This is a genomic window from Roseburia sp. AF15-21, assembly GCF_003479505.1.
Taxonomy (GTDB): domain Bacteria; phylum Bacillota; class Clostridia; order Lachnospirales; family Lachnospiraceae; genus Roseburia_C; species Roseburia_C amylophila.
This window is the reverse complement of the sequence record NZ_QUHG01000003.1, coordinates 330,954-350,254: the sequence shown is the minus strand read 5'-3', so window position 1 is coordinate 350,254 and position 19,301 is coordinate 330,954. Positions and strand designations below refer to the sequence as shown.

Below are 19,301 nucleotides of genomic sequence, written 5' to 3'. Positions count from 1 at the left end.
CTCCTACTAATACATTACAGTTCCGGAATCTTCATCCTTATTGGTTTTGACTCCTTCTTTTGCTGTCTTGCCATATGGAAAAGCAAGATAATCATCCATTGTAACTCCGGATTTGATTTCTACTGCATATCCGTATATGGTCTTTCCTGTCTTCACATACTGCTTTACCAGATGACCGGTTCCATCATCCTTCATGACATAGCTCTTACCATCTTCCTTACGCACATACGCTTTATCCAGATAAATCTTATCAGAAGCATCTTCATCTCCGCCAAGATTGATGGAAAGACTTAAGTTATCTCCATTGCTAAGTCCGGTACTGTCTTCAATATATGCAGTATAGCCATAATAGGAAGCATTTGGATTACCACTGCCATAATATCCATTTGCATCTTCCGGGTAATCATTAATCTCTGTTATCGTTGCATCAAATACCATTCCGGTGCTCCAGGAGGTTGCTGTAACACTCTGTCCCACCTTCACCTGTTCCAATGCAAGCTCATTTAGTATTCCTTTTACATATAGACCATCTGAACCGGAAAGTGTCAAAAATGCATTTCCATCATTTGGAAGATTATCCGGATCTCCTGCTTTCTTTACGGTACCATTAAACTCAGCATAAACCATTCCATCTTCTGACTGGCTTTCCATCTGTTTCAACGCAAGCTCCGCTTTTCTTTTATCCAGATCAAGCTTAGTCAGTTCTTTTTCTTTATCCGCAATCTCTTTTGCCAGTTCATCTGCCGTATATCCGCTCTGCTGGTTATCATCCGGTACAGATGGTGTATCCGGTACAACCGGTTCGACCGGGGTATCCGGGATATCCGGCTCATTAATTACTTTACTTCCATCAATAACATACCATTTTGCATCCGGGTCTGCTTCCTCTAAAGCTGCACCGACTTTTGTCCATGCACTGATTAAGGTTCCGGCTACGGTATTTCCGTCATGAATTTCAAATACCGCAACCTTCCCCTCACTTTTCAATGTATTCAGATAGCTTCCATAGACATATGCTTCCTTTGTACATAAGAAGCGGTATGGATTCTCCTGGCTTCCATCTCCGGTATATGGCTGCGCCGTTGTTGAAATATAATTATAGGCATCTCCGTTCTTCTCTTCTACCGTATCCGGTGTGGTTACAGAAGTATCCGTAGATGGTGTTTCCGGTGCTGATGGTGTCACACTGTCTACAGACGGTGTACTTGTTGTGGTATTGCTGACCGGCTTGGTATTTTTAAGCTTTTCCAATTCCTTCTGTGCTACAGCAATATTATTTTCGGTCGTCTGGATGTCTAATTTCTTCATCTCAATTGCAAGGTCAATATTGGTCATATCATACTGTAACAGTGGGTCACCTTCGGATACTTCCTGTCCTTCTGTTACAAATACTTTCTGAACGGTCTGCTCTGTGCTGACATAAACATCCTGCTGCTGTCCATTGGTCACGGTTCCGTCACTTTCCATGCTGTCACCCCAGAAACCGGTATTTAACATGGATACTGACTGTACCTCTGCTACCAGCTTACTGTTCTGGTATGCCCGGTATCCTACTACTCCTCCGGTGATTCCACCTCCGGTTAAAACTACGATTAGAATTGCAATTATAACTTTCTTTTTCATGCCTTGCCCTCCTCATCGTCTGTAAATATTTCTCCGTCTACTATATGGAGGATTCTCTTTGCCTGCTTTGCAATATTAATATCGTGGGTAATCATGACAATGGTAACGCCCTCATCATTCAGGCTCTGGAACAGTTCCATAATCTGTTTACCGGATTTCTGGTCCAATGCTCCGGTCGGCTCATCCGCCAGTAAAATCTTCGGATTATTTACCATGGCACGGGCAATTGCCACTCTCTGCTTCTGTCCACCGGAAAGCTGTGTCGGGCGGAATCCGGAACGGTCTCCTAAGCCTACACGCTCCAATGCCTTCTGTGCTCTTTCTTTCCGTTCTTTCTTCTTTACACCGGCATAGCTCAGCGGAAGTGATACGTTATCCAGTGCACTTTCCCTTGGCATCAGCTGAAAACTCTGGAATACAAATCCAATACTGTTCAGTCGGACAGCCGACATCTCACGGTCTTTTAAGTTTAAGACATCCTTTTCTGCCAGTTCATAGGTTCCGGAAGTCGGTCTGTCCAGACATCCGATAATATTCATCAATGTTGTCTTTCCGGAACCGGACGGTCCCATGATAGCAACATATTCTCCTTCTTCTACCTGTAAAGATACATCCTTCAATACCGGAACTACCAGTTTATCCTGATTGTAATCTTTATAGATATGCTGCAGATTCAGAATCATTCAACCACCTCCGAATCTGTCGCACCTGACTCGCCGCTATCTGTAAATTCAGTTCCGGCTTCATCATACATTCCTTCGTCCATGTATTCGGTTCCGTCAGTATTATACATACCTTCATCCATGTACTCAGTTCCGGCTTCATCATACATTCCCTCATCCATACCGGAATCATCTGTAGATTCCTGATTATATAATGGAGAAGAATAATCTACTTCTTCCATATTGGTAACTGCAGCTACACCCTCATACAGTCCCTGCATTGGGAATGCAATCAGGTCATCTTCAGAAAGTCCGGATTTAATCTCATATTCACCCAGATTTTCATCATACTCGCCTAATTCCACTTTACGTTTTTCTAGACGGTTCTTCTTATCTGCTGCCCACACATATGGATCTCCATCATCCTGCACAATATAATAGTCATACAGCCAGAGTCCTTCTTTTTCCTCTGCTGTACCCTGTCCGTAATCCGGCTCTATATATAAATGCTGTCCTAACATCAGTCCATCTGTACTGTCCAAAGTAACATAGAATGAATACTTGGACGCAGAATCTCCGGAGCTGCTTCCATCATACATATAAGCAGAATTACTGTCTGTCTGAGTGCTTTCAGTATCAATCTTGGAAATACTTCCTGTCCAGGTCTGCGTATCGTCTAATCTGGAACGTAAAATAACCGGTGTTCCCTCGGATATTGTTCCTACAGAAGTCTCATCAATCGTTCCTTTTACACGGTACTCGCCTGTAGCTAATATTTTCATATATGCTGCAGTATTTCCATTGGAATCCACCCCGTTTTCATTGATTTCTTTTACAACACCAGCCATCTTACTGGTTACTTCTGAGTTGTCGATGGATTTCTGGTATTTGTCAATCTCTGCCTGTTTGCTTTTCTTATTATATTCTGACTGCTTAATGGAAGTCTGCAGTGTCTGAATCTGTGTGGTATATTCAAACTGCTGGTCTTCCGGTGCACTTGCTTTTTCTTTCTGTAATTCGGCAATCTGTGCATTTGAATTAGAAATGTCATTTGCAATGCCTTCCATCTCAAGCTTTGCCTGGTCTATCTGCATCTGCAAATCTTCTGTATCATAGGAAAATAATACGGTTCCCTCTTCTACTTCATCGCCAACGGAAACGTATACTTCCTTTACCTTACGTTCGGAATCCCTATTTATCTCTAAGGTCTCCTGTGGTTCTACCACACCACTGTAACGGTTATTGACTCCTGCTGACTGATTCATGATTGCAGATACTTTTTCTACATATACCTTGTCTGCCGAATTTCCACCGCTGCTTCTTCCCTTTAGGAAATAGAATCCTACTCCGGCTGCAACTACTGCCGCTGCAATAACTCCAATAATAATGCCTACCTTCTTTTTGCTCATCTGTCTCCTCCTGAATAATTCCTTTTTCCTGCCTTTTACCTGTAGAAACTGCCGTTGGCAGCTTTTTATGGGTGCCTGACTTCGAAAAAAATAGCCGTAAAGCTTTCATACTTTACGACTATTTTATCATTTTCTTATTCGAAATACAGCGTGGATAATTCCTAAGATTTCTTAAGAAATCATTAATTTCCTGACGAAATTTTTTGTGATTTATTTCAAAGGATATTTTGCAGTTAACTCTGATACGATTGCTCTTGCTTTTTCAGAAGCTGTTTCACCCTCTTTAATCATCATGGCAATTGCTTCTGCAATCTTATCCATATCCTCTGTATTCATGCCTCTTGATGTAACAGCTGCAGTACCGAGACGGACGCCACTGGTTACAAATGGAGACTTCGGATCATTCGGAATGGTATTCTTATTACAGGTGATATTTACAGAGTCTAATAATTTCTCTACTGCCTTACCTGTCAGATCATAGTTGGTAAGATCTACTAACATCAGATGATTGTCGGTTCCACCGGATACAATCCTGATGTCACGGCTTAATAAGCCCTTGCAAAGTGCCTGGGCATTATCAATAATACCCTGCTGATATACCTTGAATTCCGGCTGTAACGCTTCTTTTAAGCAGACTGCCTTTGCTGCAATGACATGCATTAAAGGTCCACCCTGGATTCCCGGAAATACTGCCTTATTAAAGTTATATTTATCTGCTGCTTCCTGATTGCAGAGAATCATTCCGCCTCTTGGTCCTCTTAAGGTTTTATGGGTTGTTGTTGTTACAACATCTGCATATGGAATTGGGCTTGGATGAAGTCCGGCTGCAACAAGTCCGGCAATATGTGCCATATCAACCATAAGAACTGCACCACAGGCATCTGCGATTTCACGGAATTTCTTGAAATCAATGGTTCTTGCATATGCGGACGCACCTGCAATAATCATCTTTGGCTTACATTCCATTGCAATCTGCATAACATTGTCATAGTCAATGAAGCCTTCATCATTTACACCATAAGGCACAATATGGAAATATGTTCCGGAGAAGTTTACCGGACTTCCGTGTGTTAAATGTCCACCATGGTCTAAGTTCATTCCCATTACGGTATCACCCGGTTTTAAAATAGCAAACTGTACAGCCATGTTTGCCTGTGCACCGGAATGTGGCTGTACGTTTACATAGTCACAGCCAAACAGCTCTTTTGCTCTCTCAATTGCCAGATTCTCTACAATATCAACGCAGTCACATCCGCCGTAATATCTCTTTCCCGGATAGCCTTCTGCATATTTATTAGTCATTACACTGCCCATTGCTGACATTACTGCCGGGCTTACCCAGTTCTCAGATGCGATCAGCTCAATGTGGCTGTTCTGACGGTCAAATTCTTTGGTAATGGCATCTGCAACTTCCATGTCCACTGCCTGAATATCTTCTAATGTATACATGTTTCTTCTCCTTCTCTATGTGATTTTCTTTAGGCGATTGCGAAAGGGGACAGCTTTTCTTTCAAAATTTTGCTATGAAAGGGGATTTGAAGTCTGCACTGAAATCCCGCAGTTCTAAAAGGCATGTTTTGCGTAACGCGATAAAAACAGTCTTTCCAATGTTTGACATCGTCGCTGCATTGTTCGTCAACTTCAGATGCATGATAAGGGCTGTTAGGGGCACTTAGAATTTCGTCGGTTCTTTGGCAACGCTGGCACAGGGACGTGCCAGCGAGGCGCAATTGAACATGGATGTGAATTTGCGCCGGTTGCCGGAAAATATGGCATTATACCGAAATTCTTAGTGCCCCTTGCAGACTTTATGCTGCATCCGCAGTTGACGGACAGTACAGCGACCCCGTCAAAGCAACGGAAAGACAGTTTACAATCACGCAAAACATACACTTAAGAACTGCTGGCATTCCAGTACAAATAACTTCAAATACCCTTTTATATCTAAAATTTCAGAAAGTACATCTATCCAATTTCGCAATCGCCCAATAAATTTACTTTGAGTATCATTATAAGTGATAGCCTGATTCAACGCAACAATATTTTTACGCATTACCGTAAAAAAGTGCATTTTCAGATATCTTTTCCAGTTCCCTTTTCTAGGTGTCGTATTTCATATTATACTGCCACTTAAATATGGCAGTTCCAATGATTACAATATAGCCTGCAATACTGAGGACATCCGGTATCTGATCCAGGAACAGAATGCCAAGAAGTGCTGCAAAGACAATCTGGGTGTAATCAAAAACAGATATCGCTTTTGCCGGTGCTTTCGTATATGCTGTGGTAATGCAGATCTGTCCGCCTGCTGCACATACGCCAGCCAGCATAAGGCAGACAAACTGTGTCATGCTCATAGGCTTATATCCGATGATGAAAAACGGCAATGTGACAACACAGGAAAAGAGTGAAAAACAAAGGACGATAACCGGTCCCTTCACTCCCATTTTCCCTAATTTACGCACATAGGTATAAGCAATTCCTGCACCCAGTCCGCCCAGTGCTCCAATCAGTCCGTAAACAAACTGTATATCAAAGGATGGCTTAATGACAAGCAGTGCTCCGGTAAATGCCAGCACGACTGCTCCCCATTCTACTTTATTTGCCTTTTCCTTTAAGATAAAGGTTGACATAATAATTGCAAAGAAAGGCGATAACTTATTTAACATATTGGCATCTGCAATATTCAGCCGGTCAATGGCATAGAAATTACAGATTAATCCTACCGTTCCGCAGAAGCTTCGCATGAAGAGTCCGCCCCAGCTTTTCTTTGGTGCATAGAATGGCTCTTTTGCCCGGATGAGCAGAAAAGCTGCCACAACGGCAGCTACTGCATTTCGGAAAAAAGCCTTTTCCATCGTAGGCAGGTCTCCTGACAGCCGGACAAAAAATGTCATCAGTGCAAAGAAGAAGCCTGCTCCTATAATAAATAAAATTCCCTGTCTTTTTTCCTGTTTCATATGATTCTTTCTATTCTGCAAGCAGTTTTTCTACGCTTGCAAGTTTGACGCAAAGTACAAAAATTTTAGTTGCTGTCTCAAGTTCTTCCATAGTCGGGAAGCTTGGTGCAATACGGATAACAGAATCCTCCGGGTCTTTTCCATAAGGGAAAGGTGCTCCTGCCGGTGTCAAAACAACGCCTGCTTCTTTTGCTTTGGCAACAACACTCTTTGCACATCCCGGTAAAGTATTAAAGCAGATGAAGTATCCACCCTTCGGGCTAATCCAGGAACCGATTCCAAGCTCGCCTAATTCATCCTGCAATGTTCTTTCTACCATTTCAAACTTCGGACGCATAATTGCTGCCTGTTTCATCATATGTGCATTGATTCCGTCAATATTTTTGAAATAACGTACATGACGAAGCTGATTAATCTTATCATGTCCGATGGTCTGCATCGTAAACTGTTTTTCAATGAAGTCAAGGTTTGCCTTGGAAGTTACGATTGCTGCAATACCGCTTCCTGGGAAGCTTACCTTTGATGTAGAGCAGAATTCATATACCATATCCGGGTTGCCGGCTTTCTCACATTCGCTGATGATATCTAAAAGGTCATCCTGCTCATCTTCATAGAGATGATGTACTACATAGGCATTGTCCCAGTAAATACGGAAGTCTTCTGCTGCCGGCTTTAATGCTGCCATACGGCGGACAGTTTTATCGGAATAAGTGATTCCCTGAGGATTGGAATATTTTGGTACACACCAGATTCCTTTAATGGAATCATCGCTGCTTACCAGACGCTCTACCATATCCATATCCGGTCCTTCGGAAGTCATCGGTACATTTACCATTTCTACACCGAAAAATTCTGTTACTCCGAAATGACGGTCATAGCCCGGTACCGGACATAAGAATTTTACTTTATCCAGTTTGCACCATGGTGTACTTCCCATGACACCGTGGGTAAAGGAACGGGATACGGTATCGTACATAACATTTAAACTGGAATTACCGTATACAAAAACATGGTCCGGTGTGCTTCCTACCATATCTGCAATTAATTTTCTTGCTTCCGGAATTCCTTTTAATTCTCCATAATTTCTACAATCTGTACCATCTTCTGCAATTAATTCACTGCTGCTGTTTAATACATCCAGCATCGGCATGACAAGGTCGAGCTGGGTTGCTGCCGGCTTTCCTCTTGCCATATTTAAAGAAAGACCCATTCCCTTGTATTTTGCATACTCTTTTTCAAGACCTTCCTTTACCTTATACAATTCTTCTTTTGACATTTCCTGATAAGACTGCATCTTATTCCTTCCTCCTGTATCATTCATCATTTTCTTTTAACCAGTGAAGCCACTGGGCGATTTCTTTTTCTTTTCCATTGTCGGTCGGCTCGTAAAATACCGAATCCGTCAGCCCATCCGGAAGATACTGCTGTCTGACATAGTGGTGCGGGTAATCATGGGAATAAAGATAACCCAGACCATGTCCTAATTTTCCGGCGGATTTGTAATGTGCATCCTTTAAGTGATTTGGTATCGGTGCCGTTTTGGTATGTTCTACCACATCCATCGCGCGATTCAGTCCCATATAGGATGCATTACTCTTTGGTGCACTTGCCACATAGGCAACTGCTTCTGCAAGAATAATCTGTGCCTCCGGCATACCGATGCGTTCTACTGCCTGTGCTGCAGAAACCGCTACATTCAATGCCATCGGGTCTGCTGTACCAACATCCTCTGCCGCGCTGATCATGATTCTTCTTGCGATGAAACGGATATCTTCTCCTGCATATAACATTCTTGCGAGGTAATAAAGGGCTGCATCCGGGTCTGTTCCACGGATACTTTTGATAAATGCAGAAATCGTATCATAATGATTATCGCCTGCCTTATCATATTTCACTACACGCTTCTGGATACATTCCTGTGCCACATCGATTGTAATATGGATAAGTCCGTCTTCGCTTCGTGGTGTGGTTAAGATTCCAAGTTCAATGGCGGTAAGGGCTGCCCTTGCATCTCCATTGGCTACATCTGCCATGAATTCCAGTGCATCCTCATCGATGACTGCCTGATATGCACCCATTCCTTTTTCCTTATCAGTAACTGCCCGCACCAAAAGCTTCTTAATATCTTCTTTTTCCAGTGCATGCAGTTCAAAAATAATGGAACGGGATAGTAAAGCTCCATTGACTTCAAAATATGGATTTTCCGTTGTGGCACCAATCAGGATAATCGTTCCGTCTTCTACAAAAGGCAGAAGGTAGTCCTGCTGTCCTTTATTAAAACGATGAATCTCGTCGATGAAAAGAATCGTTTTCTTTCCATACATTCCCTGATTGTTCTTTGCCTGCTGCACCACTTCCTCCATGTCCTTCTTTCCTGCAGATGTAGCATTCATCTGAAGGAATTCAGCACTGGTGGTATTGGCAATCACTTTTGCCAGCGTGGTCTTTCCGGTTCCCGGCGGTCCATAGAAAAGAATAGAACTTAACTTATCTGCTTTAATGGCACGATATAACAGCTTGTCCTTTCCGATAATATGTTCCTGCCCGACCACTTCGTCTAAGGTCGTGGGACGAAGTCTTGCCGCAAGGGGAGACTCTTTTTCCATATTCTGTTCCCGCATGTAATCAAATAAATCCATTTTTGCTCCTTGCATAATTTCAAAACGAATCTTGCATTTTTACTCTTATTTTTCTTCATTTTTATACTTTTTTGGTTTCAAAATGACATTTGAGCTTTAAAATAATTCATTTCATCCTAAGATACCATACCTTAATTTTTGCCTTTTGACAAGTCTATTCTGGTATTTTTTCTCGATTTTCCAGCGAAAACACGCAAAAAATCCATTGAAACATTCTTTTTTCTCAAGGTAACTCAAATATCAGCTTATCTACCGTTACAAATTCATAACCCTGTGCCTGCAGCCGGTCAATAATCTCAAAGGCTGCCAGCATACTGCTGTCATAACCGTCATGTAATAAAATAATATCACCATCTTTGACATCCGTCATTACTTTATTGACGACTTTTTCCTTATTCTGCACCTCCCAGTCCCTTGGGTCTACATCCCAGAGCACCTCTATCATATTCATCTGACAGTCCAGATTCTTCTGGGTGCTTCCGAAAGGAGAGCGCAAAAACTGCGGATATTCCCCGGTAATCTGATAAATGGCATCATTGGTCTTTCGAATCTGCTCACAGGCATCTTTCTTCGATAAGATGCCAAGGTTCACATGGGTATAGGAATGATTTCCTATGATATGCCCATCATCCTGAATTTTCTTTATCAAATCCGGATATGCCTCTGCTTTCTCTCCGATTACAAAAAAGGTTGCTTTGACATTGCGCTCCTTCAGCCCTTCCAGTAAATCTTTCGTACATTCCGGGCTTGGTCCATCGTCAAATGTCAATGCAACCTCTTTTATTCCACTTGTTTTCTTTATATTCATGCTCTCTGCATTTACCAGATGATTGACACGGATCCGACAGGCTCCGGCGGCAATTACCAATACCGCCAGTGCCAGATTCATCCATATCAATGCTTTTCGGATTCGACTCATTTTACACCGTTACTTTTCTGCTCTCCTGACAATATATGCAGCAACTGCATTTCTTATTATGTCAGGCTTGAACCATTTCAGGCGGTCGCCGGTTTTGCGCTGGCAGTCAGTTCTCCATTGGTAAGGTCGATAAGAATGGTATCTCCCTCTCTGACTTTATCTGCAAGAATCAATTTTGCTGCCAATGTCTCCACATATTTCTGCAGGAAACGTTTCAGCGGTCTTGCACCATATACCGGGTCATAACCTTTCTCGGTAATATAATCCTCGGCAGCCTTGGTCAGTTCCACTTTCAGTTCACGGTCTGCAAGACGTTTATTCAGATCTTCCATCAGTAACTTGATAATGTTGCCGATGTTGTCTTTGGTCAGCGGCTTGAACATAATGATTTCATCCAGACGGTTTAAAAATTCCGGCCGGAAGTTACCCTTCAGTTCTTCCATGACAGCTTCTTCTGCTTCCGGACGAATCTCGCCATTTTCGTCAATGCCCTCCAACAGATGCATGGAGCCTAAGTTAGAAGTCATGATAATAATGGTATTCTTAAAGTCTACGGTACGTCCCTGGGAATCGGTAATTCGCCCGTCATCCAGTACCTGAAGCAGTACATTAAAGACATCCGGATGTGCTTTTTCCACCTCATCAAAGAGGACTACGGAATACGGTTTCCGGCGGACTGCCTCCGTCAGCTGACCACCTTCATCATAACCTACATATCCAGGAGGTGCTCCAATCAGACGGGAGACGGAATATTTCTCCATATACTCGCTCATATCGAGACGGACCATATTGGATTCATCATCGAAAAGGCAGCTTGCTAATGCTTTGGCAAGCTCTGTCTTACCTACACCGGTTGGTCCTAAGAACAGGAAAGAACCGATTGGCTTGCTCGGGTCTTTGATTCCGGCTTTGGAACGAATGATTGCTTCTGTTACCTTGGTAACGCCCTCGTCCTGTCCAATGACACGTTTATGCAGTTCTTCATCAAGGTGCAGTGTCTTATTTCGTTCGCTCTCAGTCAGTTTTGCTACCGGGATTCCGGTCCAGCGGGAGATAATCTTTGCGATTTCTTCTTCGCTGACGCTTTCATGTACCAGTGATAAATCTTCACCTTTGACTTTCTCTTCTTCAATTTCCAACTGCTGCTGTAACTGCGGCAGCTTACCATATTTTAATTCTGCCGCTTTATTTAAATCATAGCTCTGCTCTGCCTGCTGGATTTCATTTTTCAGGCTTTCCAAATCCTCACGCAGCTTCTGGACTTTCTCTACGGATTTCTTTTCATTGTCCCACTGTGCCTTCTTATTCTGGAACTCACTCCGAAGCTCTGCCAACTCTTTCTGTAAGTCTGCCAGACGCTCCTGGCTCAGACGGTCATCCTCTTTTTTCAATGCAGTCTCTTCAATCTCTAACTGCATGACACGACGGTTCAGTTCGTCTAACTCAGTCGGCATGGAATCAAGTTCTGTCTTAATCAGTGCACAGGCTTCATCCACCAGGTCAATTGCCTTATCCGGTAAGAACCGGTCTGAGATATAACGGTTCGAAAGCACTGCTGCGGAAACCAGTGCACTGTCGGTAATCTTTACTCCATGGAATACTTCATACCTCTCCTTTAATCCACGCAGGATAGAAATAGTATCTTCTACCGTTGGTTCGTCTACCATAACCGGCTGGAATCTTCGTTCCAATGCGGCATCCTTTTCAATGTATTCCCGGTACTCATCCAATGTGGTAGCACCGATACAATGCAGTTCTCCACGGGCAAGCATTGGTTTTAAAAGCTGTCCGGCATCCATGGCTCCATCGGTTTTTCCTGCACCGACAATGGTATGCAGCTCATCGATAAAGAGGATAATCTGACCTTCGGATTTCTTTACTTCATCCAATACTGCTTTCAGACGTTCCTCAAATTCACCACGGTATTTTGCTCCGGCTACCAATGCACCCATATCCAGTGCAAAGAGCTTCTTATCCTTTAATCCTTCCGGAACATCACCACGTACAATCCGTTGTGCCAGTCCCTCTACAACTGCGGTTTTACCTACACCGGGTTCGCCAATCAGTACCGGATTGTTTTTCGTCTTACGGGACAAAATTCGCACTACATTCCGGATTTCTGCATCTCGTCCGATGACCGGATCCAGCTTCTGGTCTCTCGCCCTCTCTACCATATCATATCCATATTTATTTAAGGTATCATAAGTAGCTTCCGGATTATCGGAGGTCACACGCTGGTTGCCACGCACCGTAGACAGTGCCTGCAGGAAACGGTCTCTTGTAATACCATATTCCTTAAAAATTTCCTTTAATGCAGGATTCGGATATCTTAATAAGGATAAAAACAGATGCTCTACAGAGACATAATCATCTCCCATCTGCTTTGCCTCATCCTCTGCACTAATCAATACCTTATTCAATGCCTGACCGACATAAACCTGGCCGCCGGACACCTTGGTTCTTGCTTCCAGATGGCGGATTGCATTGTCTACAAAATGCTCCTTCTGGATTTCCATTTTCTCAATCAGTTTTAAAATCAGTCCATCTTCCTGCTGCAGTAATGCCACTAAAAGATGTTCCTGCTCGATTTCCTGATTGCCATATTCATATGCTAATTTTTCGCAATCCTGGATTGCTTCCATTGACTTCTGTGTAAATTTCTGAATGTTCATATCTTTCACCTCATTTCCCACTGTGCTATGAACGAATTCCTGTTATTTCTGTTTCCAAGCATAAATATAGCACGCATTATTAGCACTGTCAATAGGTGAGTGCTAAAATTTTCAGACAATTTTTGTTAATTTCTATTTTTCTTATATTTAAAAGGAATTCAGCAGTCCTTTCAGCCCTTCCTCTTTATAAACTCCCTTATAATATGCAACTTCATCTTTTATCATCTCATCAATCACCTGCATTCCAAGAAGTTCCACCGGTGCCTTATCATCTGTAAGAATATAATCGCCCTTTTCATAGGAAACGGTATCTGCCAATACCTCTGTCATCATTCCCTTTAACTCCTGATTTTCAAGCTTGGAAATGTTGTTAGAAAGATTCTTTAAAATTTCTCCATTGTCGGATGCAAACAGTTCCCGGTTTGTAGAGCCTGCCACATCCACAGTATATTCTGTTCCAAATACACTTCCTATGGTGTCGGAAAGATACTGGTTAATATTTCCTTCTTTCTGCCCACGCATGTTCATATTCACCACCATTACGCCATTTTCATTTAAATGCTCTTTTACCAGCGTAAAAAATTCAACGGAAGACATCTGAAACGGAATCGTAATATCCTGATAAGCATCTACCATAATGACATCGTATTTCTTATCGGATGCATTTAAAAATGCTCTTCCATCATAAGTCGTTACCGGCACATCCTCCGAAAGTGAAAAATACTGTCTGGAAAGCTTTGTAATCTTCTCATCAATTTCAACACCTTCCACATTCATATCTCCAAAATATTTCCGGCACTGGGTTGCATAAGTACCGGTTCCCATTCCAAGAATCAGCACATCCATGTCTGATATTTCTTTGTCTTTTAACATAAGCGGTGCCGCCATGGCATAATCATAATACATGCCGGTCAGTTCATCCTGCTTCATATACACAGACTGCACACCGAATAACACATTGGTGGATAAGGACACCTTGTCCTGATTTTCGTATACCTGAAGATAGTTATATACGGATTCCCCCTCATAGGTCAGATTATTTTCCCAGAATGCAAATGAGTCGGAATATCCAAACCCGCAGCACAGTGCAAATATCAGAATAGATGCAACTATTTTCTTCTTTCCGGTATGCGCATTGATAAAATATACGATGGATAATGCCAGTAAAATTCCCGCAAAGATAAGAAATGTAACGGATGTTCCTACTGCCGGAATTGTCACAAAGGTTGGGATAAAGGTTCCAATGATGCTTCCGATGGTGTTAAATGCCCCTAAGGTACCTACTGTCTTTCCGTTGTCATCTAAATTATCAACAGAATATTTTACCAGGGATGGTGTTACCGTTCCCAACAGAAACAGCGGAAATACGAAAATTACCATGCAGGCTGCAAAAGCTGCAATAATCAGGAAATTATTATTTACCGCAAAGATTAAAAGGGCTGATATTCCTATGATAATATATTTTCCCACTACCGGAATTAATGCAATCCAGATTGCGGCAATGATAATTCTTCCATACAGTTTATCCGGGTTCGGTGATTTGTCTGCCGTCCTTCCGCCATAAATATTTCCCAATGCCATGGCAATCATAATGGTTCCGATAATGATTGTCCAGACTATCTGAGAAGAACTAAAATATGGTGCAAGTAATCTGCTTGCGCCTAACTCTACTGCCATCACTGACATTCCTGCAAAAAATTCCGTCAAATACAAAAATAACTTTTTCATATACACCTCTTTTATTTTCTTTCAATATCAATCATAAGATACTCCGACTTACATCCCGTTTTAAACTTAATCGCCCAGTCGGAAATTCCTGATGTTACAATAAAATTCGTATTTTCTCTCTGCTCATATCCATAGACACGGTCATCCGGTGTCATTTTCGTAAGATTCTCAATGGTCATCAGCGGGAATAGCTGTCCACCGTGGGTATGTCCGGAAAGAACCAGATCCACATTGACATTCTGCTGCGCTGCATAATCCTGTGGCTGATGGTCTAATACAATGGAGAATTTATCCGGATCAAGGTTTGCCGTCAGTTCTTCCATTGTGGCTCTTTTTTCTGCATATTCTTCGGATTTATCCTGTCTTCCTATTATATAGAATTTATCCGCAATCAGTTCTACCTCATCCTGCAGAACATGTACCTGATTTTTTTCTAATTCCACTATCAAATCATTTCCATCATAGCCCCGGTATTCCGGCGGATAATATCCTTTATCATGATTTCCAAAGACATAATATACACCATAAGTCGCATCAAGCTCTCCTAATGCTTTGCAGCAGGCTATCATATCTTCTTTTGTCGTATCATCATCCACAAAGTCTCCCACAATCAGAACCACATCCGGGTGCTGCTCCTCTATGGTTTTCATATGCTCGGCAAAGCCTTCCCCATGAAAAGTTGTCCCTACATGGGAATCTGCAAATACTGCCACCCGAAGGCTTCCTACTTCCTTATCCGTCTGAATCTGATAGTCCGTCTCCCATACATGATGTGCCAGATACCAGCCGCTTCCAAGATATCCTATGGTAAATACAAGTGCCACAGCTCCGGCATAATATCTTTTCAAAGATCTCTTCCGGCGTTTTTTTATCAGTGCAAAAATTCCGTCACTGATAAGCCAGAATATAATCAGATGCAGAATGCATACTATAGCATTCATCGAACCCCACGCTACCCAGAGTATTACGGTGATTCCACATACCAAAACCGCACTAATTAGGATGCGCAGCCACTTTTTTCCTTTTGTTATTTTATTCAGGAAACCAAATTTTCCAATCCGGTTTATCAGATAGATGATTCCTGCAAACGCACTGAAAAACAGTACTATCATTAGTATTGCCCACATCTTTTAAATCCTCATTCCATCCTTTTTATTCATTATCTGTTTATCCGTCTATCATTCATCTACTCATTTATCTGTTTAATCAATTTTATCAGCTCATCCACGTCTTCCATTGTCGTTGCCCAACTGGTTGCAAAACGAATTACCGTATGGTTCTCATCCTTTTTCTCCCAGAAGCTGAATTCAACTTTTTGCGCAAGCTTTTCCATAAATGCATTCTCTACCACGCAAAAGACCTGATTGGTGGGAGCATCCAGATAAAGTTCGATTCCATTTTCCTTTAAGCCTTCCCGAATCTTATCTGCCGCTGCAATTGCCGGCTCTCCGATATGCTCATATAAATCATTTTCAAATAACACATCAAACTGGATGCCAAGTATCCGTCCCTTGGCAAGCAGTGCTCCATGCTGTTTTACAATGGTGAAGAAATGCGGAATAAGCCCCGGCTTTGGAAATACCACCGCCTCTCCAAACAATGCACCGCATTTTGTTCCTCCGATATAAAAGGCATCGCAGCATGCTGCAATATCTTCTAATGTCACATCATTCACCGGGCATGCCAGTGCATAAGCAAGTCTTGCTCCATCTAAATAAAGTGGAACACCATTGCTGCGGCATACTTTACTTAATGCTTCTAATTCCTGCCTGTTATATAAGGTTCCATATTCTGTCGGCTGGGAAATGTATACCATTCCCGGCATCACCATATGATCACGGTTGCCATCCTCTTTAAATTTATTTAAGACTTCTTCTACCTTTTCTGCGCTGATTTTTCCATCTGTCTGCGGAATCGTCAACACTTTATGTCCACCCGCTTCAATAGCTCCTGCCTCATGGGAACTGACATGTCCGGTCTCTGCCGCAATCACTCCCTGATAGGATGCTAACAGGGCACCAATTACCGTGGCATTGGTCTGCGTTCCTCCCACCAGAAAATGCACCTCTGCCTCCGGTGCATTGCAGGCTTTCCGAATCTTTTCCCTTGCAGTTTCCGAATATTCATCCAGTCCGTATCCGGCACTTTTTATCAGATTTGTCTCCGTTAACTTTTTTAGAATTGCCGGATGAGCTCCTTCCATATAATCACTTGCAAACGCTAACTGTGCTGCCATTTTTCTACTTCCTCTCTCTATTCTATACTGACATAGATTCTTCTATGATTTTTCCTACTTCCTCCGGTTTGATTTCCACAATCTCTGCTATCTGTTCTAAGGTATAGCCCTTCCTGTGCATATTGGTAATTACTTTTTTGTTTGTTTCTCTTAATGTCTTTTCTGTAGCCTTTTCTGCTGCTCTTTCTTCTATTCCTTCACTCAGATTACACATCAGGTTCACTTCCTCTCTCAATTCTTCACTTACCGGAATCTGATATTCCAGTTCTATCATATTTAATTTTTCTTCTGCTTCTATTTCATTTGACAAAAGTGTGCTTATCAGCCGATGCAGCTCATAGCGTTCCTCTCTTTTGGGAACTTCATTTGTTACACCAAGCAATACAATATTCAAAAGGTTTATATTTCCTTCCCAGTCATATTCATTTACGATATCTTCTTTCATCAGATGAATATAACTCATCGAATTCATATCCATATTCATGCAAATCCAGATACTAAATACCCGTTTTATGTCATCATAATCCGAATGCCAAAAATCACGTTCCTTTTGGGATGAAATAAGCCTGCTTACATAGAATATCGCCCGGTTCAATATTTTATATGTAACAGGTTTGTTCTTCTGAGCTTCAATATTTACTATAATTTGAGAAATTCCATCTCTCATGCGCACATAAAAAACAATATCAAACCTGACCGTTCCTTCATTTATTTCTGCATTTTCTGAATTAAATCCGCCAATATGTCCTGCCATATCGCTTGCATTTGTAAGTCCCGGTTCTATGGGCACAACACCAACCTGTGGTTCTCCTTCAATATACGGTATCACATCCTTGGGATTCATACCTTTAAATTCATCCACGGTATTCACCAAAATATGCGCCAGAATACTTTTTTGTCCTAAGAGTCTTTTGGCACATTCATCATATTGTGCCCGATTTCTTGCAGCTTTTACTGCATTTGTAATTTCGCTGTTCAGGTTAATAGCCTCCTTTGTTTCCGATTCCTCTCTCAAACCCTTCACAAAGTATGCTCTATTGAATATCAATCCAATTTCATTATACGGTTCCATCCTATCAGACGCAAATAAATTTTTCATAAAGAACTCCCGGAACATCGTTTTTTCGATACTCCGGGAGTCTGCTATCTTTTCTTCTATAATATATTGTCTAAGTTTCTGATTACATCAGTTTACGGAATAAAGCTTTCAAATCCTCTACATTTGTATCCTTTGGATTGCCCGGTGCACAGGCATCAGCAAAAGCGGATTCTGCAAGGAATTCTAAGTCTTCTTCCTTTAACGCCTCTAATTTTGTTGGAATTCCAACATCTACAGATAACTGCTGTACCGCATCAATGGCTGCCTTTCTGTATTCTTCTACAGACATGTCATCTACGCCTTTTACACCCATTGCTCTTGCAATCTCACGATATTTCTCACCAGTGCATTCTGCGTTGTATTCCATTACGATTGGAAGCATCATTGCACAGGCAACTCCATGTGGAGTATCATATACAGCACCTAATGTATGTGCCATGGAATGTGCAATTCCAAGTCCTACATTAGAAAATCCCATTCCTGCAATATACTGTCCTAATGCCATTCCTTCACGGCCTTCTTTTTCATTGGCAACTGCACTTCTTAAAGATCTGCTGATAATTTCAATCGCTTTCAAATGGAACATATCAGTCATTTCCCATGCAGCCTTTGTAGTATATCCTTCAATGGCATGTGTCAGTGCATCCATTCCAGTGGAAGCTGTCAGTCCCTTTGGCATAGATGACATCATCTCCGGGTCAATTACTGCGATAACCGGCATATCATGCGGGTCTACACATACAAATTTTCTCTTACGCTCTACATCTGTAATTACATAGTTAATGGTAACTTCTGCTGCAGTTCCGGCTGTTGTCGGTACAGCAATAATCGGAACACAAGGCTTCTTTGTCGGAGCTACACCCTCTAAGCTTCTGACATCCTCAAATTCCGGATTTGCAATAATGATACCAATTGCTTTTGATGTATCCATAGATGAACCACCACCAATTGCAATGATATAATCTGCTTTTGATGCTTTAAATGCTTCCACACCATGCTGTACGTTCTGAATGGTAGGATTTGCCTTAATATCTGAATAGATTTCATAAGCAAGTCCTGCTTCATCCAATACATCGGTTACTTTGGATGTTACACCAAACTTAATCAAATCCGGGTCAGAACAGACAAATGCTTTCTTAAATGCTCTTGCCTTTGCCTCGTTTGCGATTTCTTTAATTGCTCCTGCGCCATGGTAGGAAGTCTCGTTTAACATAATTCTGTTTGCCATTTTATCTTCTCCTTTGTCCTTTATTGATACCTCTATTTTACCAATGAAAGCGACAAATAAAAAGTTACAAAAAGCCAACTCTGTCACTTGATTTTTCAATATCTGTCATGGACAAATTCCACTCTC

The 19,301-nt window shown here is 41.9% G+C and carries 14 protein-coding genes; all 14 read right to left on the bottom strand.

Going from position 1 to position 19,301, the window contains the following annotated elements; all coding sequences use genetic code 11:
- Positions 1 to 6 precede the first annotated feature (6 nt).
- Positions 7 to 1,623 (bottom strand): biotin/lipoyl-binding protein, encoded by a 1,617-nt coding sequence (locus tag DWW33_RS06790; RefSeq protein ID WP_118639129.1) that lies wholly within the window; start codon positions 1,621 to 1,623, stop codon positions 7 to 9.
- The gene (locus tag DWW33_RS06785; RefSeq protein ID WP_117697558.1) at positions 1,620 to 2,306 is read right to left on the bottom strand and encodes an ABC transporter ATP-binding protein; all 687 of its coding nucleotides are present in this window, start codon (positions 2,304 to 2,306) and stop codon (positions 1,620 to 1,622) included. Before DWW33_RS06785 ends, DWW33_RS06790 begins: the two co-directional genes overlap by 4 nt.
- Complete coding sequence (locus tag DWW33_RS06780; protein ID WP_118639128.1) at positions 2,303 to 3,694, bottom strand: efflux RND transporter periplasmic adaptor subunit; 1,392 nt, start codon at positions 3,692 to 3,694, stop codon at positions 2,303 to 2,305. Before DWW33_RS06780 ends, DWW33_RS06785 begins: the two co-directional genes overlap by 4 nt.
- Before the next feature lie 210 nt (positions 3,695 to 3,904).
- Entirely contained in the window at positions 3,905 to 5,143 is a 1,239-nt protein-coding gene (gene glyA / locus DWW33_RS06775) for a serine hydroxymethyltransferase (RefSeq protein WP_117697555.1), read from the bottom strand.
- 650 nt (positions 5,144 to 5,793) lie between these two features.
- Entirely contained in the window at positions 5,794 to 6,654 is an 861-nt protein-coding gene (locus DWW33_RS06770; protein WP_118639127.1) for a DMT family transporter, read from the bottom strand.
- 10 nt (positions 6,655 to 6,664) lie between these two features.
- Positions 6,665 to 7,948, bottom strand: coding sequence for an aminotransferase class I/II-fold pyridoxal phosphate-dependent enzyme (locus DWW33_RS06765; protein WP_118177125.1), 1,284 nt, complete (start codon positions 7,946 to 7,948; stop codon positions 6,665 to 6,667).
- Positions 7,949 to 7,967: 19 nt separating this feature from the next.
- Positions 7,968 to 9,293: a replication-associated recombination protein A gene (locus DWW33_RS06760; protein WP_022243922.1), complete on the bottom strand. Its 1,326-nt coding sequence runs from the start codon at positions 9,291 to 9,293 to the stop codon at positions 7,968 to 7,970.
- Positions 9,294 to 9,516: 223 nt separating this feature from the next.
- Entirely contained in the window at positions 9,517 to 10,212 is a 696-nt protein-coding gene (locus DWW33_RS06755; RefSeq protein ID WP_022243921.1) for a polysaccharide deacetylase family protein, read from the bottom strand.
- 77 nt (positions 10,213 to 10,289) lie between these two features.
- On the bottom strand, positions 10,290 to 12,884 hold the full coding sequence (gene clpB / locus DWW33_RS06750; RefSeq protein WP_118177124.1) for an ATP-dependent chaperone ClpB: 2,595 nt from the start codon (positions 12,882 to 12,884) through the stop codon (positions 10,290 to 10,292).
- A gap of 147 nt (positions 12,885 to 13,031) precedes the next feature.
- A complete protein-coding gene (locus tag DWW33_RS06745) occupies positions 13,032 to 14,612 on the bottom strand; it encodes a spermidine synthase (RefSeq protein WP_242988696.1) in 1,581 nt (526 codons plus the stop codon).
- An 11-nt stretch (positions 14,613 to 14,623) separates the two neighbouring features.
- Positions 14,624 to 15,739, bottom strand: coding sequence for a metallophosphoesterase (locus DWW33_RS06740; protein WP_118177123.1), 1,116 nt, complete (start codon positions 15,737 to 15,739; stop codon positions 14,624 to 14,626).
- Positions 15,740 to 15,798: 59 nt separating this feature from the next.
- Complete coding sequence (locus DWW33_RS06735) at positions 15,799 to 16,848, bottom strand: threonine aldolase family protein (RefSeq protein ID WP_118639126.1); 1,050 nt, start codon at positions 16,846 to 16,848, stop codon at positions 15,799 to 15,801.
- A 22-nt stretch (positions 16,849 to 16,870) separates the two neighbouring features.
- Positions 16,871 to 17,827, bottom strand: a complete 957-nt coding sequence (locus DWW33_RS06730; protein WP_117946574.1) for a hypothetical protein — start codon at positions 17,825 to 17,827, stop codon at positions 16,871 to 16,873.
- A 202-nt stretch (positions 17,828 to 18,029) separates the two neighbouring features.
- Positions 18,030 to 19,175 (bottom strand): lactaldehyde reductase, encoded by a 1,146-nt coding sequence (gene fucO, locus DWW33_RS06725; protein WP_022243917.1) that lies wholly within the window; start codon positions 19,173 to 19,175, stop codon positions 18,030 to 18,032.
- Positions 19,176 to 19,301 lie beyond the last annotated feature (126 nt).

Coding starts and splice junctions, on each gene's coding strand:
- DWW33_RS06790 (WP_118639129.1), bottom strand. CDS start 1,623: ATGAAAAAGAAAGTTATAATTGCAATTCTAATCGTAGTTTTAACCGGA.
- glyA (WP_117697555.1), bottom strand. CDS start 5,143: ATGTATACATTAGAAGATATTCAGGCAGTGGACATGGAAGTTGCAGAT.
- DWW33_RS06755 (WP_022243921.1), bottom strand. CDS start 10,212: ATGAGTCGAATCCGAAAAGCATTGATATGGATGAATCTGGCACTGGCG.
- clpB (WP_118177124.1), bottom strand. CDS start 12,884: ATGAACATTCAGAAATTTACACAGAAGTCAATGGAAGCAATCCAGGAT.
- DWW33_RS06770 (WP_118639127.1), bottom strand. CDS start 6,654: ATGAAACAGGAAAAAAGACAGGGAATTTTATTTATTATAGGAGCAGGC.
- fucO (WP_022243917.1), bottom strand. CDS start 19,175: ATGGCAAACAGAATTATGTTAAACGAGACTTCCTACCATGGCGCAGGA.
- DWW33_RS06735 (WP_118639126.1), bottom strand. CDS start 16,848: ATGGCAGCACAGTTAGCGTTTGCAAGTGATTATATGGAAGGAGCTCAT.
- DWW33_RS06785 (WP_117697558.1), bottom strand. CDS start 2,306: ATGATTCTGAATCTGCAGCATATCTATAAAGATTACAATCAGGATAAA.
- DWW33_RS06780 (WP_118639128.1), bottom strand. CDS start 3,694: ATGAGCAAAAAGAAGGTAGGCATTATTATTGGAGTTATTGCAGCGGCA.
- DWW33_RS06745 (WP_242988696.1), bottom strand. CDS start 14,612: ATGAAAAAGTTATTTTTGTATTTGACGGAATTTTTTGCAGGAATGTCA.
- DWW33_RS06765 (WP_118177125.1), bottom strand. CDS start 7,948: ATGCAGTCTTATCAGGAAATGTCAAAAGAAGAATTGTATAAGGTAAAG.
- DWW33_RS06760 (WP_022243922.1), bottom strand. CDS start 9,293: ATGGATTTATTTGATTACATGCGGGAACAGAATATGGAAAAAGAGTCT.
- DWW33_RS06740 (WP_118177123.1), bottom strand. CDS start 15,739: ATGTGGGCAATACTAATGATAGTACTGTTTTTCAGTGCGTTTGCAGGA.